This window comes from Streptomyces sp. NPDC031445 (assembly GCF_055581365.1).
Genome location: NZ_JBVIJO010000015.1, coordinates 23,621 through 45,992, shown reverse-complemented (window position 1 = coordinate 45,992; position 22,372 = coordinate 23,621). Strand labels below are relative to the sequence as shown.

The window sequence follows — 22,372 nt, the reverse complement described above, 5'->3', positions numbered from 1 at the left end:
ACTGAGAAACTCCGCGGACGGGAGACTTCGACGTCTCCGAACCTCCGGGAGTGTGATGGGGACAACAGACGCACGCGGGCCGGCGCCGGGCAGGAGCGCGGTCGTTCTGGCGCTGCGCCGCTACGGCCGGGAACTGCTGCGACTACGACCGCTGACCCTGCCCGCGCTGCTGTTGCCGGCCGTGGGCAACATCGGCATCCGCTACGTCGCCCCCCTGCTGATCGCCAAACTGGCGGGACAGGCCGCCGGCGAGGGCGGGCTCACCCTCGGCCCGGCACTGCCGTACGTGCTGGGCTTCGGTGTGACGCTGCTGCTCGCCGAGGCCGTGTGGCGGGTCGGGCAGCACTGCCTGAACCGCCTGGACGCCCTCGGCATGGAACACCTGTACGTGAGCGGCATGGACGAACTCCTGGCCAAGGACGCGGCGTTCTTCCACGACAACTTCGCCGGCTCCCTGACCAAACGGGTGCTCAGCTACGGCAAGCGCTTCGAGGACTTCGTCGACACGGTGACGTACCGGATCGTGGGCAGTCTCGTCCCCCTGGTGTTCGGCTCCGTGGTGCTGTGGAGCTACCAGCCGATGCTCGTCGTCGGCCTACTCGTGATGATCGCGCTGACCGTGGTGGCCGCGACGCCTCTGATCCGCCGCAGGCAGAGGCTCGTCAACGAACGTGAGGCGGCGATCGCCAGAGTCTCCGGCCACGTCGCCGACAGCCTGATGAACATGGAGACCATCCGGGCGTTCGCGGCGGAGCGGCGGGAGGCCGACGAACACCGCGGCCGAGTCGCGGACTCCCGCCGCCTGACGCTGAGGTCGTGGGACTACGGCAATCTGCGCGTCGACACCCTGGTCGCCCCCATGTCCGTGCTGACCAACGTGCTCGGTCTGCTGGTGGCCGTCGCCTTCGGCGGCTCGGGCCAGGGCGTCGAGGAGATCGTCGTCAGCTTCACCTACTACTCGAACGCCACCCAGATCATGTTCGAGTTCAACCAGATCTACCGACGTCTGGAAAGCTCGATGACCGAGGCCGCGCAGTTCACCGAACTGCTGCTGGAGCCGCCCACCGTGCTCGACCCGGCGGAGCCCGAACCGCTCGCACCGCGGGACACGGGCATCCGCTTCGAGGCGGTGACGTTCGCCCACGCGGGTGCGAAGCCCATCTTCCGGGGACTCGACCTGGACGTGCCCGCCGGCGCACGGATCGGTCTGGTCGGCAGGTCCGGCGGTGGCAAGACCACCCTCACCCGACTGCTGCTGCGGATGTCGGACGTCGACGGCGGACGCATCCTGATCGGCGGTCAGGACATCAGCCGGCTGCGCCAGAGCGACCTGCGCTCACTGATCGCCTACGTCCCTCAGGAACCCGCCATGTTCCACCGCAGCCTGCGGGACAACATCGCGTTCGCCCGGCCCGGCGCCACCGACGAGGAGATCCGCGAGGCGGCCGCGGCCGCGCACGTCACCGAGTTCGCCGACCAGCTCCCCGACGGCTTCGCCACGCTGGTGGGGGAGCGGGGGGTCAAACTCTCGGGCGGCCAGCGCCAGCGGGTCGCCCTCGCCAGGGCCATCCTGCGCGACGCCCCGGTGCTGCTGCTCGACGAGGCGACCAGCGCGCTGGACTCGGAGAGCGAACTCCTCGTCCAGGACGCCCTGTGGCGGCTGATGGACGGGCGTACCGCCCTCGTGGTGGCCCACCGGCTGAGCACCGTCGCCGGCATGGACCGTCTCGTCGTCCTGGACCGCGGAAGCGTCGTCGAGCAGGGCACCCACGAGGAACTGATCGCCGCGGACGGCGCCTACGCCAGGCTCTGGCAGCACCAGTCGGGCGGTTTCCTCGGCGAGAGCACCGAGCCGGCCCGGGGACCCCGGGTGCCGGAAACGGGAGCCGGCGCGCGGTCCGGGCCGGCCGGCCCGGCACCGGACGAGGGCCGCAGGACACCGTCCCCCGCGCATACGAGCCCCGGGTTCCCCTGACCGACTGATCGCCGGCCGTCCCCGGCCGCGCCCGGCGTCCCGGCGGACCGGCGCTCCCGGTCGGCAGGCGGCCGTGAGCCCGGTCGGGCGCGGGGGGCGCCGGTGCGGACCGTGACGTCCTCCACGGTCACGTCCGGTGCCGTCAGCGTGCACCCGCGCCGGGGGCGACCCGCGGCCGGCGGTTGACGGCGACCGCGGGCCGCCCTCGCCACCTCCGCCGTCCCCCGCCTCAGGCGAGGGACGGGAAGAGCTTCTCCAGCCGGGCCCTCATCCGCTCCCGCTGACCGGCCTCGGCGACATCCCCCTCGTCCGCGCCCCCGGAGCCCGCTCGGAGAACGCCTGCCGCGTCCCCGCCGGGAACGGCGTCGCCACCGCCCCCCTCGCCGGAGGAACCGCGGCCTGGACCGCCGGGGGCTACGACGCCCACCGGCCCGAGGCCGTCACAAAGGCCACCTGGAGCATGGATCGCCGTGCTGCCCGGCCTCCTGCCCGGCGTGGCGGTCCACCCGGCCTTCCACCCGCTGTCCGCCGGCATCGCGGCCGGCCCGGTCCGCTCCGCCCTCACCGGCGCCTGCGCAAGGGCGGCCGCGCTCGCCAGGCCGCCCTACCACCGCCCCCGCCGGGCCGACCCGGACGCCGCACTCGCCCGGCTGCGCGGTACCGCCCGGTGAGATGAGCCGTCGGGCCACGTCAGCCCCGCTCGGCCGTCCGCGCTCGTGCCCCGGCCGCACCGTCCGGCGGACGGCGGCGTGCCGATCACCCCGCCCCCGTGGATGATCGTACGGTGAGAGGGCCGGACACCGGTGCGGCGCGCACTGACGCCCGACCCGCCCCGGCTCGTTCGTCACCGCGAGGGAGACACCTGTGATGCGTTCGATCATGACGGGGGCGGCCGCGGGCCTGCTGGGCGCCGCCGCGCTGTGCCTAGGGGCCCCGGCCCCCGCGTTCGCCGGCACGGGCGCCGCCGCCCGGTCGCCGGTCACGTTCTGCGGTGTGGACAAGGCCACCGGGCTGGCGGTCTGGACCGACCCGGCCGGGTCCTGCGCCACCGCCCTGGAGGTCGCGAGCACCTACACCAAGTCCGCGTCCAGCAGGGCGGGCGCGCCCGCCGCGATCCGTGTCGGGGCGGCCACCTGGACGTGCCAGGAGCGCCAGGGCGACCCGAACCCCTATCAGGAGTGCGTCACGGGCGACAGCGGCGGCCGGACCGGCGGCCGGGTCGTTCTCACATCTTGAGGTGCCTCCGGCATCCCCTGCCTCCCCAGGCATCCGACGGCCGGACACGATCATCGCTCGTCCCGCCGTGGCGAACGGCTCGAACCTGCTGTTCAATACATGAAATCGACTGATTGAGGTCGGATCGCGGCTTGGGGAGACAGACATGACGACGGGACCCGGCGCCGAGGCCGAGAAGCAGATCCTCGGACGCATCACGGAAATGATCAACCAGGAGAAGGACCTGCGGGACCGTCTGGCGGACCACGGCATCGACCAGCCGACCGAGCAGGAACGGCTGGCACGGCTGGAGACCGAGCTCGACCAGTGCTGGGACCTCCTGCGGCAGCGCCGGGCCCGCGCCGCCGCCGGCCAGGACCCCGAAGAGGCCCAGGTGCGCCCGGCGTCGCAGGTGGAGCGGTACCTGTCCTGACGACCGGCACGGGCCGTCCGCCCCCTCCCGTCTCCACCCCCGGAATGAACGCCCCACCCGCCGCTGTTGCCACGGCAGTGCCGGCCGGCACGAGACTCGGCACGAGGTGGAGATGAGCACGGATGAGCACGGCGTTCGCACCCGACGACCTCTCGGGCCAGACCGCCTGCGCCGGCTCCCGCTCGCCGCTGCGCCACTTCCTGCGGACCGAGACCGGTAGCGCCGCCGTCCTGGTGACGGCGGCGCTCGTCGCGTTGCTGTGGGCCAACGCGGCGCCCGCGGGCTACGCGTCGTTCTGGGAGACGCACCTGTCCGTCGGGATCGGCACCCACGGTCTGTCCCTCTCACTGCGGGAGTGGATCAACAGCGGTCTGATGGCGCTGTTCTTCTTCGTCGTCGGACTGGAGGCGCGCCGCGAGTTCGACATGGGCGAACTGCGCGACCGCCGGCGTCTGGCCCTGCCGCTCGCCGCCGGGATCAGCGGCATGGCCGTCCCGGTCGCCCTCTTCCTCGCGGTCAACGCGGGGCACTCGTCCGCGCACGGCTGGGGTGCGGCGATGTCCACCGACACCGCCTTCGCCCTCGGCATGCTCGCCGTCACCGGGCACCGGTTGCCGAGCGGGTTGCGGATCTTCATCCTGACGATCACGGTCGTCGACGACTTCGTCGCCCTGGGCGTCATCGCCGTCGCCTACAGCGCGCACGTCGACGTACCGGCGCTGCTCATCGCGGTCGCGGTGTTCGGCGTCATCCTGCTCGCCCGCGCGCTCGGGGTGCGCCGGGGCCTGGTCTACGCGCTGCTCGCGCTCGTCGCCTGGGTCGCGCTGCTGGAGTCGGGTGTCGATCCCGTGGTCATCGGCCTCGCCATGGGCCTGATCACCTACGCGTACCCGGCGGCACGCGCCGACCTCGAACACGCCACGGGCCTGTTCCGGATGTTCCGCGAGCAGCCGACGCCCGAGCTGGCGCGCTCGGCGCAGGCCGGCCTCGCGTCCGCGATCTCGCCCAACGAGCGGCTCCAGGGCCTGTACCACCCGTGGACCAGCTATCTCGTCGTCCCGCTGTTCGCCCTGGCCAACACGGGTATCCCGCTCGACGCCGGCCAACTGGCGCGGGCGTTCACCTCGCCGGTCACGCTCGGCATCCTGCTCGCGTTCCTCGTCGGCAAGCCGCTGGGCATCGTCGGGGCGTCCGCGCTGGCGTACGGGGTCAGCCGGGGGCGGGTCCGGCCGCCGGTCGGCTGGGGAGCCGTCGCGGCGGGCGGTGCCCTGGCCGGGACGGGCTTCACCGTCTCCCTGCTCATCGCGACCCTCGCCTTCCGGGGGACACAGCTGGCGGACGCGAAGATCGGCATCCTGAGCGCCCTGGCCGGCTCCTTCCTGATCAGCCGGCTCCTCACCGCGGTCCTCGCGGTGCTGCCGGGCAGGCTGCGGCAGCGGGCGCTGCTCGGCGACGCGGAGACGCTCGTCGACCTGGCCGTGCCGGTCGACCCCGACCGCGACCACGTGCGGGGGCCGCGGCACGCGTCGGTGACCGTCGTGGAGTACGGCGACTACGAGTGCCCGTACTGCGGACAGGCCGAGCCGGTCGTCCGTGAGCTGCTCGGCGACTTCGGCGACGTGCGGTACGTGTGGCGGCACCTGCCCCTGACGGACGTGCACGTCCACGCCCAGCTGGCGGCCGAGGCGGCGGAGGCCGCGGCGGCGCAGGGCCGCTACTGGGAGATGCACGATCTGCTGCTCGGTCACCAGGGCGAGCTGCGCCTGGGCCATCTGCGCACGTACGCCGACACCCTCGGGCTTGACGCCCAGCGCTTCGACCGGGACCTGCGCTCCCACCGGGGCGCGGCGCGGATCGCCGAGGACGTGGAGTCGGCGGACCTCAGCCAGGTGGCGGGCACGCCGACGTTCTTCGTGAACGGGCGCCGGCACCACGGGGCGTACGACATCGCGAGCCTGTCGGCGGCGGTGCGGGCGGCTCGTGAGCGGGCGGCGATCGGGGCCGGCGCGGGGCGGTGAGGGCCGGGAATGCGTCACGGGGTGACGGTGTTGAGAGAACCGTCTGACATGTTCGAGTCAACGGGCTCGGGCGGTCGGCGGAAGGAGTCCCTCATGGCACGCAGCACCACACGCCCCGTCGTCAAGCTGAAGTCGACGGCCGGCACCGGCGTCACCTACGTGACCCGCAAGAACCGTCTGAACGACCCCGACCGGATGGTCCTGCGCAAGTACGACCCGGTGGCCGGCGCGCACGTCCTCTTCCGCGAGGAGCGCTGACCCGCGCGCACCCCGCCCCCCGCGAAGAACACACCCCCTGCGAGGAACACTCGCCCTGCGAGGAGGAACACCCCATGAGGAACGGCATCCACCCCGTCTCCCGCCCCGTCGTCTTCCGCGACCGCGCGGCAGGCTTCCAGCTGCTCACCCGCTCCACCATCGACACCCACCGCACGGTCGAGTGGGAGGACGGCACCACCTACCCGGTCGTCGACGTCGAGATCTCCTCGGCGAGCCACCCGTTCTACACCGGCACCACGCGCGTCGTGGACACCGCCGGCCGGGTGGAGCGCTTCCAGCGCCGCTACGGCCGCACCACCACCGACCGCCACTGACGGCACGACCCGTTCGACCTCCCGGGAGGAGACCGCGATGAAGGTACGCAAGTCCCTGCGCTCGTTGAAGGCCAAGCCGGGCGCCCAGGTGGTGCGCCGGCGGGGCGTCACCTACGTGATCAACAAGAAGGACCCCCGCTTCAAGGCCCGCCAGGGCTGACGCCCCGCAACGCCCCCGGCACGGCCCGGCACCGCACCCGCGGTGCCGGGCCGTTCCCGTCCCCTGGACGGACGGCTGACGAACGGCAGCGAGGCGTTCACCCTCGCGGCACACTGACCGAGGGCACGGCCCCGCCGCAGCGGGCGGGTCAGCGGGGGAGCACCCAGTCCGGCGTCCAGGTCCCGGTGGCGTCGTGGCCGGCCGTCGTGGTGGCGAGGTGCTCGCGGAGGGTGGCCAGTGCCGGGTGGGAGTTGTCGCGGTGCCACAGGAGTGAGTGCGGGTAGACGGGCGTCGGGTCGGTCACCGGGATGCGGCGCAGGCCGAGGCCGGCGGGCCAGACGAGGCTGGTGTGCGCGCCCATGAAGGTGGCCAGGGCCGGGGTGTCCGCGACCGTGTCGAGGAGCGCGTCGGAGCCGAAGTTGGGGCCGGTCGCCTCGATGGTGAGGCCGAACTCGGCGACCAGCTCGTCGTAGTAGGCGGCCCACTCGGTACCGGGGACGACGCCGGGCATCCAGATCCGGTGCCCGGCGAGCCGGGCGAGGGGCACCGAGCGGGCGCCCGCCAGCGCGTGGCCGGGGCCGGTGAGGAGCTGGAGCGGTTCGTCGAGCACCCGGACGGACTCGACGTCCTCCGGGAGGGGCCGGCCGGGCGCGGCGACGGCGCGGAAGGACGCGTCGATCGTGCCGGAGCGGAGGGCGGCGACGGCCTTCTCGATGTCGAAGAGCATCACCACGTCGAGGTCGATCCCGGGGTGCGCGCGGTGGAACCCGCGCATCAGGCCCGTCGCCGCGCCGCGCGAGGCGATCACGTCGACGCGCAGCGGGCGGCGGCCGGTGCGTACGGACGCCACCGCGCGCTCGGCGGCGCGCAGCAGTTCGCGCGCGTGGGGCAGGAACGCCTGCCCGTCGATGGTGAGCTCGGCTCCGCGCGGGGTGCGGGTGAACAGCCGTACCCCGAGGGTGCGCTCCAGCGCGGCGATGCGCTTGGAGACGGCCTGCTGGGTGACCGCCAGCTCGGCGGCGGCCTCCTGGAACTGCCCCGCGTCGGCGGCGGCGACGAAGGTCCGGACGGTGTCGAGGTCCATACCGCCACCCTAGGGCCACAACCGACGGTTGTGGCCGACGGCTCCGGGGTTGTTTGCCCGCTGCTCACCCGGCTCGCTTTGATGGTTCCGGTCGCGGACCGGTTGTGCGGATGAGGGCGAGGGGGCGTCGGGCATGAGAGGCGGACACCGGCTGGGGCGACGGTTCGGCTGGCTCTGGGGAGCGTACGGGACCAGCGCGCTCGGCACCTGGCTCGCCTTCGGCGCGTTCCCGCTGATCGCCGTCCGCGTGCTGCACGCCGGGCCGGCCGAGGTCGCCGCGCTCTCCTCCGTGGGCGCCGCGGTGGGCGCGGCGGCGGCGGTGCCGCTCGGGCCGTGGGTGGAGTTCCGCCGCAAGCGGCCCGTGCTGATCGCGATGGACCTGGTGCGGTGCGCGGCACTGCTGACGATCCCCGTCGCGTTCGCGCTCGGCGCGCTCACCTTCCTCCAGCTCCTGCTGGTCTCGGTCGTCGTCGCGGCGGCCGACATCACCTTCCGCGCCGCCTCCGGCGCGTACCTGAAGACGCTGCTGCCGGCCGAGGACCTGCTCGTGGCCAACGCGCGGTTCGAGTCCACGGCCTGGACCACCACGATCATCGGGCCGCCGCTGGGCGGCGCGGCGACCGGGCTCCTCGGTCCGGTGGCGACGGTGGTGGCCGACGCGGTCAGCTACCTGCTGTCGGCCCTGGGCCTGCGCGCGATGGGCGGGCAGGAGCCGCCGCCCGAGCGCCGGCCGGCCGCGGGTCCGCGGGCCCGGGACCTGCTCGACGGCTGGCGGTACATCCTCGCCGACCCGACGCTGCGGCCGCTGTTCTTCACCACCGCCCTCTTCAACGGCCTGGTGATGGCCGCCGATTCGCTGCTGGCCGTCCTGATGCTCGGCCGGCTCGGGTTCGCGCCGTGGCAGTACGGCCTCGCCTTCGCGGTGCCCTCGATCGGCGGGCTGCTCGGCGCACGGCTGGCCCGCCCGCTCGCCGCCCGGTTCGGGCAGCACCGCGTCCTGGTCGCGTCCGGGACGCTGCGCGCCCTGTGGCCCGTCGGCCTCGCCTTCACCGGGCCGGGCACCGGGGGACTGCTGCTGGTGACGGGCGTCGAACTCGGCCTCATCTTCGGCTGCGCGGTGTTCAACCCCGTGTCCGCCACCTACCGCCTGGAGCGCACCGCGACCGACCGCGTCGCCCGCACGCTGACCGCGTGGACGGTGACGACCAAGGCGTCGACCGCGCTGCTGATAGCCGTCTGGGGCGTCCTGGGCAGCCTGCTCGGCCCGCGCCCGGCCATCGGCCTGGCCGGCGCGCTCCTGCTGGCGACCCCGCTGCTGCTTCCCCGCCGCGCGGCGACGCCCCGCCCCGCCCCGGAACCGGCACCGGTCCGCCCCTGACGAACCGGTACGGCGCCGCCCGGTACCGGGGTCGTGCGGCCCTCGGGCGCCCGGGGTCCGGACGACCCGCGCACGGACGTGCTTCCGCCCCCGCCGGAGCGGCACGTGGCCGTCAGTGCTCCTCGGCGCAGCAGCCCCGCGGGGGCGCGGAGCCCGCGGCGGCGGTCCGCAGGCGGCAGAAGCACGACGCCTCGACGGGTACGTCCGCCAGCGCCGCGGCGATCTTCAGCTGCTGGACCACGATGCGTGCCTCCCCCTCCTTGCCGAGCCGCACCAGGCACTCGTGGAGACCGTGCAACGCCCAGACGTTGCCCGGGTGCTGCAGCGGGCGGGGGAGCGTGTCGTCGAGTCCGAGGTCGGCACGGTAGACGGCCTCGGCCTCCGCCACCAGGCCCTGTTCGAGGAGCAGCGCGCCGTAGGCGTGCCGGGCGGGCTGCATCCAGCCCCACGGCTCGTCGTACGGCAGGCCGTCGTCCAGCTCGATCGACCGGCGCAGCGCGGCGAACGCCTCCTCGTACCTGCCCCTGCGGTAGTCCAGCTCGCCGTCCAGCATCCGCGCGGCGATGGCCAGGATGTCCGTACAGGTGTTGTTGAACAGCATCCGTGTCCGCGGCACCCGGGCGACCGCCTCGTGGAACAGCGCGCGTTCCGTGTCGGCCTCGCCGGTGCGGCCCGTCGCCGCGAGGGCGACCCCGCGCGCGTACCGCCGCATCGCCGTCGTGACGCGGTGCAGCCGGGCGTCGGCGGGCAGCGGCAGGCGCAGGATGTCGTCCCAGCGGCCGAAGCGGATCAGTACGTGCACCCGCATCGCGAGGAAGCCCTCCAGCCAGTCCGCCATGGGCGGGCTCTCCACGCGCAGCAGCTCCTCGGGTACGGCGGCCTCCAGCCGGTCCGCCGTGTCGAGGGCGTCCTGGTAGCGGCCGAGGAACATCGCGCCGTAGATCTTGAAGTGGAGGTTGTGGCACCGGTACAGGGTGTAGAAGTTCATCGCGCCCGACCGGGCACGGAACTTCTCGTCGGCCCTGATCGCCTCAGTGTTGTCGCAGACCACCCGGCGGTAGTCGCCGCAGAGCACTTCCAGGTGGGACGGCATGTGCTGGAGGTGGCCCGCGTCCGGCACCAGTCCACGCAGCCGGTCACCCGCCGGCAGGGCGGCCTCGGGCGTGGGGGACATCTCCATCAGGTGGACGTACAGGTGCAGCAGCCCCGGGTGCCGCGCCCCCGCCCGTGTGGCGAGGGCCTTCTCCAGGACCTCCCTGGCCTCGGTGGTGCGCGCGCCCGGGGCCGGACGGCCCGTGCGGATGTCCCACAGCCGCCAGGGCGTGAGGTTCATCAGGGCGTCGGCGTACAGGGCGGCCACGTCGAGGTCGCCGTCGGCCAGCCGGTGGGCGGCCCGCATGCCGTCGGCGTAGGCGGCGTTCCATACGGAACGGTCCTCGGTTTCCGGGGCCCGGGACCGCGGGTAGCGGGCCCCCAGCGCGCCGATGAGGGCCTGCTCGACAGGGGTGGAGCCGGCCGCCTTCGCCGTGGCGCGCCGCACGGCGGCGTGCGCCCGCTCCGCCGTCCGCTCCAGGTCCTGTTCGTCGAAGGACTCCCAGGGCTTGTTGTAGTTGGGGCCGAGGGCGTGGGCCAGACCCCAGTCGGCCATGGCACAGTCGGGGTCCGCCGCGGCGGCGGCCTCGAAACAGCGGACGGCCTCCTCGTGGTTGAAGGCGTACGTCCAGTTCAGCCCGCGGTCGAACCAGGTCTGCGCCGTCGGACGACGTGGTCACGCGCCGGGTGTGGCCGCCGAGGTCGTAGTAGTCCATGCCCGAGCCTCCCTCGTGGGGGTCGCCGACCGGTCGCGCAGCGAAGGGTATCGCCCGGGGGACCGCGTTTCGTCGCACAGGCGGCGGGGCGGGCCGCTCGCGCCGCGTACGGCTGGTCGCTTCCGGCAAGTCAGGTCAGCATGTCCTCCGGTACGGGATGTCGGGGATGTGTGTTCTCCATTCGGATGCGGTCAGGGGACCCGACTCGTCGCAGAGGTCCCGCACCAGCCGCGCGGCCGCGAGGGTGTGGGTGACTGTCCTCCCGTACCGGTCCACGCTGGTCAGCGCGGAGCCGTCGGGGGTGAACGCGAGCGCGACGATCTCGTCGGGGGACGCCGTGAGCGGGACGCCGAGCTGGGTCCCCGTGCGGCTGTCCCAGACCTTGATCTCGTAGGCCGGTGCCGGATTCGTGCACGGTGGCGAACAGCCGGCCGTCGGGTGAGACGGCGGTGGCCCTTTCCGGCGCGGACAGTGGAGAAGCCACGGGCCCGGTGCGCAGGTCGTCTCCGTCGGGCAGGAGCGTCGACGCGTTCCAGGAGCGGATGTAGGGCCTGAAGGCCCGGGGGTAGGTGTAGAGCGTCCTGCCGTCGTCGCTGATCGCGTCCACCTCCATGCTCGGGGTGCCCCTGGTGACGATCCGGCCGGACGGGAAGGCGACTCTGCCGAGGTTCGGGGCGGCGATCACGCTCTTGCCGTCGGGCTGGAAGACGACGGCGGCTCCGTCGTCCGGGTAGCCCAGGCCCGCGCGCACGTCGCGGACGCGGCGCATGCCGGTCAGGTTCCAGAAGGTGAGCGCGTTGGTCCCGTCCTGTGTGGCGACCTGGACCGCGAGCGACTTCGTCAGCTGGAGCTGCCGTCCCGCACCGCCGTCCCCCGGCAGCAGCCCGCCGACTTCGCCGTACCCGAAGTGGCCGCCCCGCAGGGCCTGGGCGGGGAAACCGAACGAGAAGAAGCCGTGCCCCCGGCACCCCGCGCTCGCACCCACGGCCAGGGACCGGGCCCCCGCGGGAACCGGGCCGGGACGGAGAACCGCCACGTCCTCCGCTTCGGGCGCCCGCCACTGCACCACGTCGGCCATCAGCCGCGGCGCCCCCGGCAGATGCGGGAACCGCACCTCCACCCGGCCGCCCGGGGACTGCCCGGCGGCGCGCACGACGTGCGCACAGGTGAAGCCGGTGTCCTCCCCGGCCAGGAAACCGGCCCCGGCGACGCGGCCGTCCGGTGCGAGGACCTGGAAGACCGAGGCGGGCACCGAAGGCTCACCCGCCCCGGCGAGATGCCTCTCGTCGTCGGGGAGACCGCCGCCCTCCACCGGTTCACCGTCCCCCGCCATGGCCCCCGAGTTCCTCACCGGCCGTCTTGGCCGGGCTCGCCGCTCTCCCACACCAGGCGGACCTTGAGATGCACGGCGGCCTCGCCGAGGCTGATGACCGCTCCGGCCTTCGCCGACAGGTTCACCCCGAACTCCACCTCCACCTCCCGCGGGCCCGCCTGCCGTAGCTGGTCCAGTACCGCCCGCGCCGTCTCCCGTACCGGAACCAGCGACTCCTGCAACGTGCGGGGCAGTTCCCGCACCGCGTCACCGACCCGGCCCGCCTTCACCGGCCCGTCCGGCTCCGGTGCGCCGGCCACCTCTTCCAGCAGAATCGCCCCGCCACCTTCCAGCGGCACCCGTACGAGACTCGGCACCGGCCAACCTCCTCGCAGTCCAGAACCGCATCCCGGCTACTCAACCGAAAGGCAGCCCCCATCGACCCCTGCTTCCACAGTCCACCTGAGAGCCACCACATACGGAGCGCATGACTCCGCACACGGGACACCTCCGCGGAAAAAAATCCGGCGGCGATGTCGAGAACCCGTGACCGGCTCCGTCCCAGGGGTGAACGCGGCCACAATGGGTCGCACCAGCACCGAGGAGAACCACGATGGCCAAGTACCTGCTGCTCAAGCACTACCGCGGCGCCCCGGCGGCGGTCAACGACGTGCCCATGGACCAGTGGACGCCCCAGGAGGTCTCGGCGCACATCCAGTTCATGCGGGACTTCGCGGCCCGGCTGGAGGAGACCGGCGAGTTCGTCGACGGCCAGGCGCTCGCCCCCGAGGGCACGTGGGTCCGGTACGACGGTGAGGGGCGCCCGCCGGTCACCGACGGCCCCTTCGCCGAGACCAAGGACCTCATCGCCGGCTGGATGGTCATCGACGTCGACAGCCAGGAGCGCGCCGTCGAGCTGGCCGGGGAACTGTCGGCCGCCCCCGGTGCGGGCGGGAAGCCGATCCACGAGTGGCTCGAGGTGCGCCCGTTCCTGACCGCGACGCCCGACACCACCGAGTGCCACTGATGGACGAGGCTCTGCTGAGGAGCCTCACGCCGGGCGTGCTCGCCCTCCTCGTCCGCCGCGGAGCAGACTTCGCGGCGGCCGAGGACGCCGTCCAGGAGGCGCTGCTCGAAGCGGTCCGCGGCTGGCCGGCCGACCCGCCGCGGGACCCGAAGGGCTGGCTGGTCACCGTGGCCTGGCGCAAGTTCCTCGACCAGACCCGGGCGGACACCGCGCGCCGCCGGCGCGAGGACCGCGCCGAAGAGGAACCCGCGCCCGGGCCGGCGCCGACGGTGGACGACACGCTCCAGCTCTACTTCCTGTGCGCCCACCCGTCGCTGACGCCGTCGTCCGCGGTCGCGCTCACGCTGCGCGCCGTCGGCGGGCTCACCACCCGGCAGATCGCCCAGGCCTACCTGGTGCCCGAGGCGACGATGGCGCAGCGGATCAGCCGGGCCAAGCGCACCGTCTCCGGCGTGCGGTTCGACCGGCCCGGCGACGTCGCCACCGTGCTGCGCGTCCTCTACCTGGTCTTCAACGAGGGCTACTCCGGCGACGTCGACCTGGCCGCCGAGGCCATCCGGCTCACCCGGCAGCTCGCGGCACGCATCGACCACCCCGAGGTGGCGGGGCTGCTCGCCCTGATGCTGCTCCACCACGCCCGGCGCGCGAGCCGGACCGCGCCCGACGGCGGCCTGGTCCCGCTCGCCGAGCAGGACCGCACCCGATGGGACACGCGCCTGATCGCCGAGGGCGTCACGGTCCTCCAGGCGGCCCTGGCCCGAGACCGGCTGGGCGAGTTCCAGGCCCAGGCCGCCATCGCCGCCCTCCACGCCGACGCGCCCACCGCCGAGGAGACCGACTGGGTGCAGATCGTTGAGTGGTACGACGAACTGCTGCGCCTGACCGGCAACCCGGTCGTCCGGCTCAACCGCGCCGTGGCCGTCGGCGAGGCCGACGGCCCCCGCGCCGGCCTGGCGGCACTCGCGGAGCTGGACGACTCGCTGCCCCGCCACACCGCCGTAGCGGCCCACCTGCACGAACGCGACGGCGACCTCGCGACGGCGGCGCGGCTGTACGCCGAGGCGGCCCGCCGCGCCACCAACCTCGCCGAACGCGACCACCTCACACGCCAGGCCGCCCGCCTCAACACCCGCCTGCGCCACTGAGGACCGCGCCCCAGCCTCGCGGTGCAACTCACAGGGTTCGAGCAGGACCACGTCCGCCCCGACGACCGGGAGCTGCACAGGCGCGGCCGGGAGAGCGCCTCGACAGCGAGCGGGCGCGGCGGCGTGGTCCTCGGCATGAACAGCGACCTCGGACGCGGACGGCGCCGTTCCGGCACGCGGCTGCGCGGAGGGGGAACAGCCGGCCGTTCGGCTGGTGCCGCGACCGTACTCGGGGATCGGCCGCGGCCCAGCCACCCGGGACGCACCCGGGCAGGACCCGAATTCCCCGCGCCGACGTGTCCATGCGGAGCCGAACGGGTGGACCGGCGGGCAGGCGGGCCACACCCCGACGCATGTCCACTGACACCGGCCTCACGTGGACATCGGCATAACGTCGCGTCGATACGAGATCCTTATGAGACGTTCTCAGATGGGACGGACCATATGCTGACTTCCCAGTTTGAATGAGCCAGCAAAATTTCATCGGACGTGCAGTATGCGATGACCTGCACTATGTCAGGGCAGAGCGCCCTCGCAATTTCCTTGGCGAGGTCGACGTCCCATATGCGTACCTGCCGGTCGGCGCCGCTGGTGATTACCCGGCCGTCCGGCGTCGTAGCAACAGCTGTCACCCTTTCATCATGACGACCGATTTCCACCGGCTCCTCCGCTTTTAGCGCCGGATCCCAAAGCAGTACCTCTCCTTCCGAGCCACCACTGACCACTCGGCTGTCTGGCAGCGCGGCCAACGCAGTCAGACGGGGACCGCCGAGCGGCGCTTCAAAGCTGCCCGGGGTGTTGCCGAGTTGGACGGGGATTGAGTCAGGCACTGCGGGATTCCAGATGAGAACCTGCCCTCTGGCGCCACCGCTTGCCACCCTGCCGTCGGGTAGAGCCGTCAGCGCTGACACTCCGCCATCGTGGTGCCCGAGCGAGACTGACTTGGACCCGGGTACCGCAGGGTCCCACAGGGCGATCTCGCCTTTCGCGGTTCCGCCGAGGATTCGTCCGTCCGTGAGCACCGTGAGGGCCCTCGGCCCATACGGCCCAAGACGCTGCTCGCCGACACCAACGGGGGCGGCGCCAGGTGTCTTAGGGTCCCAAATCAACACCTGGAGGTACCCGTCGCTTGCCACGCGCCCATCGGGCAAGGTTGTCAACGTTCTCACCCCCCCAGCCGTTCTGCCGAGTTCGATCGGATCGGCATCGGACACCTGAGGGTCCCAGACCAGCAATCTCCCCTCTTGTCCTCGTCCGCCTACAACGACACAGCCGTCCGGAAGCGTTGTGGCAGCTGTTACTTCGTCTCTATTGACGGCGCGCCCTGCTTGGCCGGCCCCCTGGGGTCTTGGATCCCATAGACGCATCCGCTTATCACTACCGCTGCTTACCAGCCGACCGTCAGGGAGTGCTTCCAATGCGCATATCAGACCACTATGGCTGCCGACGTGCACCGCCTTGCCGTCAGCTGCCTTCGTATCCCAAAGGCAGATGCTCTTACCGCTGCCAAAAGCCACAACGCCGTTCGGAAGGGCTGCGATCGCCCCCGCACCATGTGCGCTGGTCAACCTGACAGGGCCGGAGCTCTGAGCCGCAGGGTCATGTATCTGTATCTCGTTGCCACTGCTGGTGGCCACCCGGCCGTCAGGAAGTATCGCCACTCTCAACGCTGCATATCTATGGATTGTCAGCACCCATGGATCCGCTTCAGGACTTTCTGGGTTCCATACAAAAACATAGCCTTGCTCGTCGGCACCGGCAACTTGTCCGTCCGCAAGTGCAGCCAGGGCGATAGTCGGCGGAATCGAGCGTGAAATCAGTTTCTCGCTACTTGTCCGGATCGCCACCTTTTCTGTGTCCCAGTCGGCGACCGACCAGCCGGAAGGAAGAGTCGCAGCAAAACATCGAACCCATCCCTCAAGGGTGCCTAGCTTCACCGGTGGCGCATGTGGCGCGTCAGGGTTCCAGACCAGGAGTTCTTTCCCACCTGTGACCAACCGGCCGTCCGGTAGAACGGTGAAGCATCTAGGCCAACCCTTGGAGTGCTCGAACTTCACCGGAGGGGCGTCCCAGACTTCTAGAGACCACACCAGCAGCTCGTCCCCGCAAGTTACCACCCGGCCATCCGGCAGTATTGCCAGACCTCTCACGGAGCTTGTGATCTCGCTGCGCACAAGCGGAGGCACGCCTGGTGCATCGGGGTCCCAGATCAGCAGTTCGTTGCCGCCGGTGACCACGCGGCCGTCCGGGAGCGCTGCAACGTTCGCCAGGGCCTCCTTGTAACCGCCCAATTCGACCACCAACGCGGGACCCGATCTGTATGTTGTCCACTGGGGAACAAAACCCGGACGGGGCAAACGCTGGAGCCGCCTTCTGAAGTCGCTGGCAAGTTCGTCGTCGCCGAGAGCGGTGGCTTGCAGACACAGCTGCCGTAGCACGTAGCCAGGGTCATGAATCGGCTGTGGCGAGCGCAGGTCGGGCGCCTGCAGACGGACTGAATCTATGAGATTGTCTCTATGGGGCAAAGCGCCAATGGACTGCGCCGTTCGCAACTCAGCCAAAACCCTATCCGCGCCGACAACCTGCAGCGCCGCAGCTACCCATCCGGCGTCACCCACCACCGCGGCGAGTCGCTGTGGCTGATCTCTCAGTGTGGCCGGATATTCGTCGAGTAGATATCTTGGAGTCGGGCCGTCCCCTGTGATTGACGTCGGCCACGCAGATTTACTCCATTGATCCGCCCAGCGCTCGATTCGCTGCCGATAGCCAGGGTGGCGCAAAGGGGAGAGAACTTCATCCCTCTGTGCTCGTTCGAGCAGCGAGCCATGAGTATATTGGTAACGACGCTGGCCTGGTCGGCCGAGCGGCTGCAAGGTGCGCGCGGCTTGCTCTGTGACCAGACCGGTTATCTGATGGAGCCGCCCGGGAGAGGCCGGTTGGAAAGGGTCGCCGGTCAATACCGCAAGGTCGTCGACCGTCAATGCGCCCGCAGCCGCCGTCAGCATCCCCAGGATTTCGATCGCTACGTCTTTGCTTGTCCCGCGCAACATGTTGTCGAGTTCCTGTCTCGCCAGGTCCTCCAAGCGCTCCACGTCTGGCAAAGAATGAAGCTCCATCAGCGGGGCTGTAAGCACCGGATGACCTGTCTGGATGTCCACTGGGAGCTCAGGGTGGTAGCGACTGCTCACCAGCACGTGTGCTTGATTCCTCACAAGGGCCGGAAGCAGGCTGGCAATGCTCGGCAGGCCGGAGGGATGCAGATCTTCGTCAAGGCCGTCCACCAGAAGAAGCAAGTGCCTGTTGGCTGCTTCCGCACGGTCAACGGCACGCTCCCACAGTGATCGGAATTGATGACGATCAGGAGTGGGGGCTTCGCGGTCTAGCAGGTTGGCCAACTGTGGCACTATCGCGGCGAGAAATCGATTGCTGTCTGCATCGGATTCAAGGCGAGACGCGAAGTATGCTACGACGTCCACTTGCGGAGGCAAGGCAGTGCTGGCGACCTCAGCCATGAGAGCAGTTTTCCCGGACCATGCTCCGCCGATCAGCCGACAGTAGCTCGCTGCGCTGGTGGCAAAATCAGCTAGCTGGGCTAGCTCTGATTCCCGGCCGAGCAACTGCGGTGTTCGCGCATGAATCTCTCGGATCGTTGAGCGATATGCTGGCTCAGACCGAGTAACCTGTACGGGGAGCTGCTGCAGCGCATGTAGTCCGGATACTCCAAGCCGCGCCCACCACTGAGTAGGATCGGCTACACCGGCTCCCCAGCCCGCATGCTTGGGATCGTACTCCAGTGCACTGAGGGGAACGGCTGTTATTGCCGATGCACCTTCGCGCGGTGCATGCTCTGTTACGACACCGATCAGATAGCCGCTTGCGATCACCGGAGCCCCTGACATGCCGGACCACTCCGACTTGCCCAGCGTCGTCTCCTTTGGAGGCAAGGGGCGTGGCAGACTGGTCAGTTCCAGGGACAGCAACCCACTGGCCAGCTTGGACAGGACTGGGATATGCCCCCATGCCTGAACTGTGTCTCGCATTGACGACGTCTCCGCAAACTGCGGATAACCAACCGTCTGACAGGCCTCCACCGCGACCGCTGTGGGACTTCCTCTGTCTATCACAGCGATATTGAGCGGCTCCAGTGCCATGCAGTCGTCATCGATACTGATGAGGGCGATATCGGGCGCGCCTTCGCAGTCGCCGACAAATTCCGGGTCGACCCTCACAGCGTGCTTTTTCTTGTCGGGCCGCCTCACCCACACGTTTTCTGAGTCAGAGATGACGTGTGCCGCAGTCAGTACCGTCCGGTCCTTCACTATGCAGCCGGAACCGTACCGGTAACGTGGCGATACACCCTCGCCAAGGTCGGCTATAACTTCGACAACCCGATCCGACAGCGGAACGGACACTATTGATCCTCGGAACTTTGAAGGGCGCTACTATCAACTCCATCCTCCGCCCTACTCGCGCTGACCGCAACCGTTGTATGACCTGCCCACAGGACGCGGACACGTGTCGTAGCCTCCGTGCTACGCACCGCAGTGCTCCCGCATAGGTGATTCTTCTTCCGCCACCGTGAGTGGCGAATCTGCAAAAAGCCGTCTACTGTGAAACTGGTGCCAAGAGTGGTTTTTTTCGGTAGCTTCGGAGGGGCGAATGCCTAGCGAATCAGAAGTAGGAATTGGGTTGGCAGACGCCATAGAGGTCTTGCGGGCTGAGCTCACTGAGGCGCGCCTGGCGGCCGCGGGGAGGAAGATTCAGTTCCCGGTAGCCTCGATGAAGGTTGAATTGAAAGTCGTCGCGACCCGAAAAGCGGATGGCAAGGCCGGGTTCAGTGTTCCATTCGTGAACGTCGAACTAGGAGGGTCTGCCGGTTGGCAGCGGGATACGACGCAAACGGTTACTGTGGAATTCGGCCCGCCAGTTGATCATGAGGGTAATCCGGTTCGAGTCGCCGGGTCCAGTGATGAGCTAAAAGGATAGAGCTACGCCCTCGCGCCGATCCGGGACGAGGTGACGTTCGCGACCGAGTTCGGCTCAACGCCCGCCTTCGCGCCCGACTCGCGGCCCGGCCGCGTCCGTCGAGGGCGTCGTCGGCGCCATGATGGAAGAGCTCGGCATCGGCTTCGTCGCTGACTCCCCGCTCGCCCGCGGTTTTCTCAGCGGCGCGGTGAAGCCCCGAGACCACTACGCCGCCGACGACTTCCGCCGACGCCTGGCCTGGTGGAAGCCGGAGAACTTCGACGCCAACCTCGCCATTGCGGGCATGTGACCGAGCTCGCCGAGAGCAAGGGCGCCACCCTCCCCCAGCTCGCCCTGGCGTGGCTGCTGGCGCAGAAGGACTACATCGTCCCGGTCCCCGGCTCGCGCAACGCCGACCGGGTCGCCCAGAAGACCGCCGCGGCCGACCCGCAAGGGGGCGGGCACTCCGGCTTCACCGCCGCGGGCCGGCACCTGAGCCGGAGACGGAGCGCGGCGGCTGTGACGGTGCCGTGGAAAACGCAGGCGCGTTTGTCGAAGCGGCTTCGCCACAGCCGCCGGCGCGGACAACGACGGTTGCGGAGCGGGCTGTACGCCTTGTCCCCGCCGTGATGGTCGGGGCTCGTATGTGGACGTCCGCCCCCTGCACGCTTGACCCTATGCGTTCCAGCGCCGGCATCGGTTGCGGGCTGTCGCCCCATTGCCCTGGCTTGACCAGCAAGGCCAGTGAGGGACGATGACGCTTGCACACGGTCGTCGAGCCACCGAACCTCTCCAGCGGGTCCCGCCACGGAACCCCGGTGTGGATCCGAGCAGGGCACGCCCAGGAGAACCGCCGGACACGGCCTGGCCGGACGGCCGGTGCCGAGGCCCCTGGGGTGGGGCGAGGGGGCACCGGCCGTGGCCTGGCAGCCGGGCGCCGTACCGTGAGTGCCGCGTCTCGGGCGCCGCACATGTCCCGCCGACGGGAAACGGCACCCGAAAACCGGTCGCCCTCCCGGTCCGTCCCGGCCCCCCGCTCACGGATACCGGCCGGCGTCGCGGGCGACGCCGATCAGCACCCGCGAGGGTGTCACCACGCGGTCACTGATCACCGCATCCGCAGGCCAGCGACCCCGCGCCACCGAGCATGCAGCACGCGACCAGTCGATATCTACGGCGAATCTTTTACATCAATACCGCGTGACAGTAATTAAACTGAGCCGCAGTCAACGCCAGCCCCGGGGGACAAGCCGCCAGTGAACCGCCAAGCATTGAAAAAGCTCCTCAAAGACCGCCGCGCGCTCATATCCCCCGAAACGCACGGACTGCCCCGCCCCACCGGCCGCGGGCGCCGCGCGCCCGGTCTGTCACAGGGTCAGGTCGACGAACTCCTCGGCTACTCCGAGCGCACCTACCAGCGCCTGGAATCGGGCAACTACCACCACCCCCCGGTCGACCTCCTCCGCGACGTCGCGCGCCTGTACGGCATGAACGAGCAGGAGTGGATCAGCCTGTGCCGGTACGCCCGCGGCGAGGACCCGCCCGGCCCCCTCTACGACACCTCCGGCCACGCCCTGCCCGCCGCCTGGGCCGACGCCGTCGCCGGCATCACCCACCCCGCCTACGTCACCGACGCCTCCTGGAACCTCGTCACCTGCAACGACCGCTTCCACGCCCTGTTCGACAGCGGCCGGGCACCGGCCAACACCATGCGCTGGATGCTGCTGGACGGGCGTGACCAACTCCTGGACTGGGCGACGGCGTGGGCGCCGCTGGTGATGCCCCAGTTGCAGGCCGCGCTGGCCCAGCGCGCCGACGACAAGGTCCTCCGGCAGATCGAGGCCGACGTCCTCGCCGACCCCCTGGCCCAGCCCCTGTACGAGAAGGGCGGGGCCTCCATCCACCCCGACGGCGACGAGCGTCCGATCCGTCACGCGGTCGAGGGGCCGGGGTGGGTGACGATGTGTGTGGCGCAGCCGCTCGCGGCGCCCGGGTCCCGGTGCATGATCCTCGTATTCCGGCCGGGGCCGCGGCGGGCCAGGAGCCGACCGCGTATGTTGAAAGCCCAGGAGAACGGCATGAACGCCTGAATTTGCCCGCCTTTGGTGCGCGGCCAGGCAGTATTTCGAGGACGGCCAAGGAAACAAACCAGCCAACTTTGCCGTACCTTGACTTAATCAGGTCGCAGCGCCTTCAGGGGGGAACCCATGCCTGCTCATATCGCCCGGCCCACCACCGTCCTCGCCGCACACAAAATCACCACGACCGAGATAGCCGACGACATTCGCACCCACCACCCGCACCACCCCCGGCTCGGCGCGATCCTCCGCGTTCTCGGCAACTGCGGCGTCGAAAGCCGCTATTTCACGCAGCCGTTGAACTCGCCCACCATCAACGGCACCGCGGAGGTGGGCGACCGAGCCGCCCGCGCCTTCGCGGACGGCCTCGCCCTGGCCGAACAGGCCGCCCGCGCCACCCTCGACCGGTACGGGCTCCAGCCCGGCGACATCACCGGCCTCATCACCACCCACGCCACCGGCTGGGCCGTCCCGAACCTCGACGTCCACCTGGTGGAGCGGCTCGGCCTGCGGCCCACCGTCCGCCGTACAGCCCTGACTACCACCGCCTGCGCGGGCGGCGCCCACGCCCTGCTCCGGGCCGTGGAACAGGCCCTGCTCCACCCCGGATCCCGTGTCCTCGTGGTCGCCGCCGAGGTGCTGTCCACCGCATACAACCACGCCGACACCAAGATCGAGCACATGATTTACAAGGCGTTGTTCGGCGACAGCGGAGCCGCCACCGTCGTCTCCAGCGACCCCCTCGGCCCCGGCCTCGCCGCCGACGCCGACGGGCTGTTCGAGTACGTGCTCCCGGACAGCCTCGCCATGTACGCGGGCCGCATCGACAGCACGGGCCTGCACTTCGACAGCACCAAACAGGCGGCCGGCGGCGCGAGACACGTCATGCCCGCCGTCACCGGCTGGCTCGCCGGACGCACCGTCGACGTGCCCGTCATCCACCCCGGTTCCAGGCCCATCATCCTCGACACGGCCGACGCCCTCGGCCTCACCGAATCCGACGCCCGCCACTCCCTCGACACCCTCTCCGAAGAGGGCAACCTGGGGGGTGTGTCGGTCCTCCGCGTCCTCGAACGCACCCACGGCGAGCCCCCGGCCGACGGCGCGAGCGCGCTGGTGGTCGCCTACGGCCCGGGATTCTCCGTCTCCGCCCTGCGGGGCACCTGGCGGCACTAGCCGGC

General features: G+C 70.7%; 19 protein-coding genes and 3 pseudogenes. 16 read left to right on the top strand and 6 right to left on the bottom strand.

The genetic code is table 11. The features are described from left to right. Positions 1-55 precede the first annotated feature (55 nt). The 8 genes from ACZ5DC_RS32755 to ykgO all read left to right on the top strand — a co-directional run bounded on the left by ACZ5DC_RS32755 (position 56) and on the right by ykgO (position 6,394). Positions 56-1,975, top strand: coding sequence for an ABC transporter ATP-binding protein (locus ACZ5DC_RS32755; protein WP_468658768.1), 1,920 nt, complete (start codon positions 56-58; stop codon positions 1,973-1,975). 470 nt (positions 1,976-2,445) lie between these two features. Continuing rightward, positions 2,446-2,646, top strand: coding sequence for a hypothetical protein (locus tag ACZ5DC_RS32750; RefSeq protein ID WP_468658766.1), 201 nt, complete (start codon positions 2,446-2,448; stop codon positions 2,644-2,646). Between the two features lie 196 nt (positions 2,647-2,842). Continuing rightward, the gene (locus tag ACZ5DC_RS32745) at positions 2,843-3,211 is read left to right on the top strand and encodes a hypothetical protein (RefSeq protein WP_468658764.1); all 369 of its coding nucleotides are present in this window, start codon (positions 2,843-2,845) and stop codon (positions 3,209-3,211) included. Positions 3,212-3,356: 145 nt separating this feature from the next. Then, positions 3,357-3,623, top strand: coding sequence for a DUF2630 family protein (locus ACZ5DC_RS32740; RefSeq protein ID WP_366753600.1), 267 nt, complete (start codon positions 3,357-3,359; stop codon positions 3,621-3,623). A gap of 122 nt (positions 3,624-3,745) precedes the next feature. Then, positions 3,746-5,641: a Na+/H+ antiporter NhaA gene (locus ACZ5DC_RS32735; protein WP_468658762.1), complete on the top strand. Its 1,896-nt coding sequence runs from the start codon at positions 3,746-3,748 to the stop codon at positions 5,639-5,641. Positions 5,642-5,734: 93 nt separating this feature from the next. Then, positions 5,735-5,899, top strand: coding sequence for a 50S ribosomal protein L33 (gene rpmG, locus ACZ5DC_RS32730; protein WP_468656418.1), 165 nt, complete (start codon positions 5,735-5,737; stop codon positions 5,897-5,899). Positions 5,900-5,973: 74 nt separating this feature from the next. Further along, a complete protein-coding gene (locus ACZ5DC_RS32725) occupies positions 5,974-6,234 on the top strand; it encodes a type B 50S ribosomal protein L31 (protein ID WP_468658760.1) in 261 nt (86 codons plus the stop codon). A gap of 37 nt (positions 6,235-6,271) precedes the next feature. Further along, a complete protein-coding gene (gene ykgO, locus ACZ5DC_RS32720) occupies positions 6,272-6,394 on the top strand; it encodes a type B 50S ribosomal protein L36 (protein ID WP_366753603.1) in 123 nt (40 codons plus the stop codon). A gap of 148 nt (positions 6,395-6,542) precedes the next feature. On the opposite strand, the gene ACZ5DC_RS32715 is transcribed toward ykgO, so the two are convergent. After that, positions 6,543-7,478, bottom strand: coding sequence for a LysR family transcriptional regulator (locus ACZ5DC_RS32715; RefSeq protein WP_468658757.1), 936 nt, complete (start codon positions 7,476-7,478; stop codon positions 6,543-6,545). 133 nt (positions 7,479-7,611) lie between these two features. Here ACZ5DC_RS32715 and ACZ5DC_RS32710 point away from each other — a divergent pair, with 133 nt between their 5' ends. Next, entirely contained in the window at positions 7,612-8,856 is a 1,245-nt protein-coding gene (locus ACZ5DC_RS32710) for an MFS transporter (protein ID WP_468658755.1), read from the top strand. Between the two features lie 112 nt (positions 8,857-8,968). Here the strand turns inward: ACZ5DC_RS32710 and ACZ5DC_RS32705 are convergent. From ACZ5DC_RS32705 to ACZ5DC_RS32695, 3 genes and pseudogenes are all read right to left on the bottom strand, one after another. Beyond that, positions 8,969-10,664, bottom strand: a pseudogene (locus tag ACZ5DC_RS32705) (hypothetical protein). 130 nt (positions 10,665-10,794) lie between these two features. Continuing rightward, positions 10,795-11,997 (bottom strand): hypothetical protein, encoded by a 1,203-nt coding sequence (locus ACZ5DC_RS32700; RefSeq protein WP_468658753.1) that lies wholly within the window; start codon positions 11,995-11,997, stop codon positions 10,795-10,797. Between the two features lie 14 nt (positions 11,998-12,011). Then, positions 12,012-12,353, bottom strand: coding sequence for a CU044_2847 family protein (locus ACZ5DC_RS32695; protein ID WP_468658751.1), 342 nt, complete (start codon positions 12,351-12,353; stop codon positions 12,012-12,014). 236 nt (positions 12,354-12,589) lie between these two features. On the opposite strand from ACZ5DC_RS32695, the gene ACZ5DC_RS32690 reads away from it, so the two are divergent. Both ACZ5DC_RS32690 and ACZ5DC_RS32685 read left to right on the top strand, forming a co-directional pair. After that, positions 12,590-13,003 (top strand): YciI family protein, encoded by a 414-nt coding sequence (locus tag ACZ5DC_RS32690; protein ID WP_468658749.1) that lies wholly within the window; start codon positions 12,590-12,592, stop codon positions 13,001-13,003. Further along, the gene (locus tag ACZ5DC_RS32685) at positions 13,003-14,148 is read left to right on the top strand and encodes an RNA polymerase sigma factor (RefSeq protein ID WP_468658747.1); all 1,146 of its coding nucleotides are present in this window, start codon (positions 13,003-13,005) and stop codon (positions 14,146-14,148) included. The genes ACZ5DC_RS32690 and ACZ5DC_RS32685 overlap by 1 nt, the downstream gene beginning before the upstream one ends. Before the next feature lie 413 nt (positions 14,149-14,561). Here ACZ5DC_RS32685 and ACZ5DC_RS32680 read toward each other — a convergent pair whose 3' ends face one another. Next, positions 14,562-18,560 carry a trypsin-like peptidase domain-containing protein gene (locus ACZ5DC_RS32680; RefSeq protein ID WP_468658745.1) on the bottom strand — a complete coding sequence of 1,333 codons (3,999 nt, stop codon included), beginning with the start codon at positions 18,558-18,560 and terminating at the stop codon, positions 14,562-14,564. Positions 18,561-18,807: 247 nt separating this feature from the next. Here ACZ5DC_RS32680 and ACZ5DC_RS32675 point away from each other — a divergent pair, with 247 nt between their 5' ends. The 3 genes and pseudogenes from ACZ5DC_RS32675 to ACZ5DC_RS32665 form a co-directional block, all read left to right on the top strand. Further along, positions 18,808-19,134 carry a trypco2 family protein gene (locus ACZ5DC_RS32675; protein ID WP_468658743.1) on the top strand — a complete coding sequence of 109 codons (327 nt, stop codon included), beginning with the start codon at positions 18,808-18,810 and terminating at the stop codon, positions 19,132-19,134. 118 nt (positions 19,135-19,252) lie between these two features. After that, positions 19,253-19,423, top strand: coding sequence for a hypothetical protein (locus ACZ5DC_RS32670; RefSeq protein ID WP_468658741.1), 171 nt, complete (start codon positions 19,253-19,255; stop codon positions 19,421-19,423). Then, a pseudogene (locus ACZ5DC_RS32665) lies at positions 19,375-19,497 on the top strand (aldo/keto reductase); the annotation flags it as partial. The gene ACZ5DC_RS32670 and the pseudogene ACZ5DC_RS32665, both read left to right, overlap by 49 nt. A gap of 107 nt (positions 19,498-19,604) precedes the next feature. Here ACZ5DC_RS32665 and ACZ5DC_RS32660 read toward each other — a convergent pair. Continuing rightward, positions 19,605-19,867, bottom strand: a pseudogene (locus ACZ5DC_RS32660) (IS5/IS1182 family transposase); the annotation flags it as partial. A gap of 502 nt (positions 19,868-20,369) precedes the next feature. On the opposite strand from ACZ5DC_RS32660, the gene ACZ5DC_RS32655 reads away from it, so the two are divergent. Both ACZ5DC_RS32655 and ACZ5DC_RS32650 read left to right on the top strand, forming a co-directional pair. Beyond that, a complete protein-coding gene (locus ACZ5DC_RS32655) occupies positions 20,370-21,203 on the top strand; it encodes an MmyB family transcriptional regulator (RefSeq protein WP_468658739.1) in 834 nt (277 codons plus the stop codon). A 117-nt stretch (positions 21,204-21,320) separates the two neighbouring features. Then, positions 21,321-22,367, top strand: coding sequence for a beta-ketoacyl-[acyl-carrier-protein] synthase family protein (locus ACZ5DC_RS32650; RefSeq protein WP_468658737.1), 1,047 nt, complete (start codon positions 21,321-21,323; stop codon positions 22,365-22,367). The last annotated feature ends 5 nt before the right edge of the window (positions 22,368-22,372 follow it).

Coding starts and splice junctions, on each gene's coding strand:
- ACZ5DC_RS32755 (WP_468658768.1), top strand. CDS start 56: ATGGGGACAACAGACGCACGCGGGCCGGCGCCGGGCAGGAGCGCGGTC.
- ACZ5DC_RS32745 (WP_468658764.1), top strand. CDS start 2,843: ATGCGTTCGATCATGACGGGGGCGGCCGCGGGCCTGCTGGGCGCCGCC.
- ACZ5DC_RS32740 (WP_366753600.1), top strand. CDS start 3,357: ATGACGACGGGACCCGGCGCCGAGGCCGAGAAGCAGATCCTCGGACGC.
- ACZ5DC_RS32735 (WP_468658762.1), top strand. CDS start 3,746: ATGAGCACGGCGTTCGCACCCGACGACCTCTCGGGCCAGACCGCCTGC.
- rpmG (WP_468656418.1), top strand. CDS start 5,735: ATGGCACGCAGCACCACACGCCCCGTCGTCAAGCTGAAGTCGACGGCC.
- ACZ5DC_RS32725 (WP_468658760.1), top strand. CDS start 5,974: ATGAGGAACGGCATCCACCCCGTCTCCCGCCCCGTCGTCTTCCGCGAC.
- ykgO (WP_366753603.1), top strand. CDS start 6,272: ATGAAGGTACGCAAGTCCCTGCGCTCGTTGAAGGCCAAGCCGGGCGCC.
- ACZ5DC_RS32715 (WP_468658757.1), bottom strand. CDS start 7,478: ATGGACCTCGACACCGTCCGGACCTTCGTCGCCGCCGCCGACGCGGGG.
- ACZ5DC_RS32710 (WP_468658755.1), top strand. CDS start 7,612: ATGAGAGGCGGACACCGGCTGGGGCGACGGTTCGGCTGGCTCTGGGGA.
- ACZ5DC_RS32700 (WP_468658753.1), bottom strand. CDS start 11,997: ATGGCGGGGGACGGTGAACCGGTGGAGGGCGGCGGTCTCCCCGACGAC.
- ACZ5DC_RS32690 (WP_468658749.1), top strand. CDS start 12,590: ATGGCCAAGTACCTGCTGCTCAAGCACTACCGCGGCGCCCCGGCGGCG.
- ACZ5DC_RS32685 (WP_468658747.1), top strand. CDS start 13,003: ATGGACGAGGCTCTGCTGAGGAGCCTCACGCCGGGCGTGCTCGCCCTC.
- ACZ5DC_RS32675 (WP_468658743.1), top strand. CDS start 18,808: ATGCCTAGCGAATCAGAAGTAGGAATTGGGTTGGCAGACGCCATAGAG.
- ACZ5DC_RS32670 (WP_468658741.1), top strand. CDS start 19,253: ATGATGGAAGAGCTCGGCATCGGCTTCGTCGCTGACTCCCCGCTCGCC.
- ACZ5DC_RS32650 (WP_468658737.1), top strand. CDS start 21,321: ATGCCTGCTCATATCGCCCGGCCCACCACCGTCCTCGCCGCACACAAA.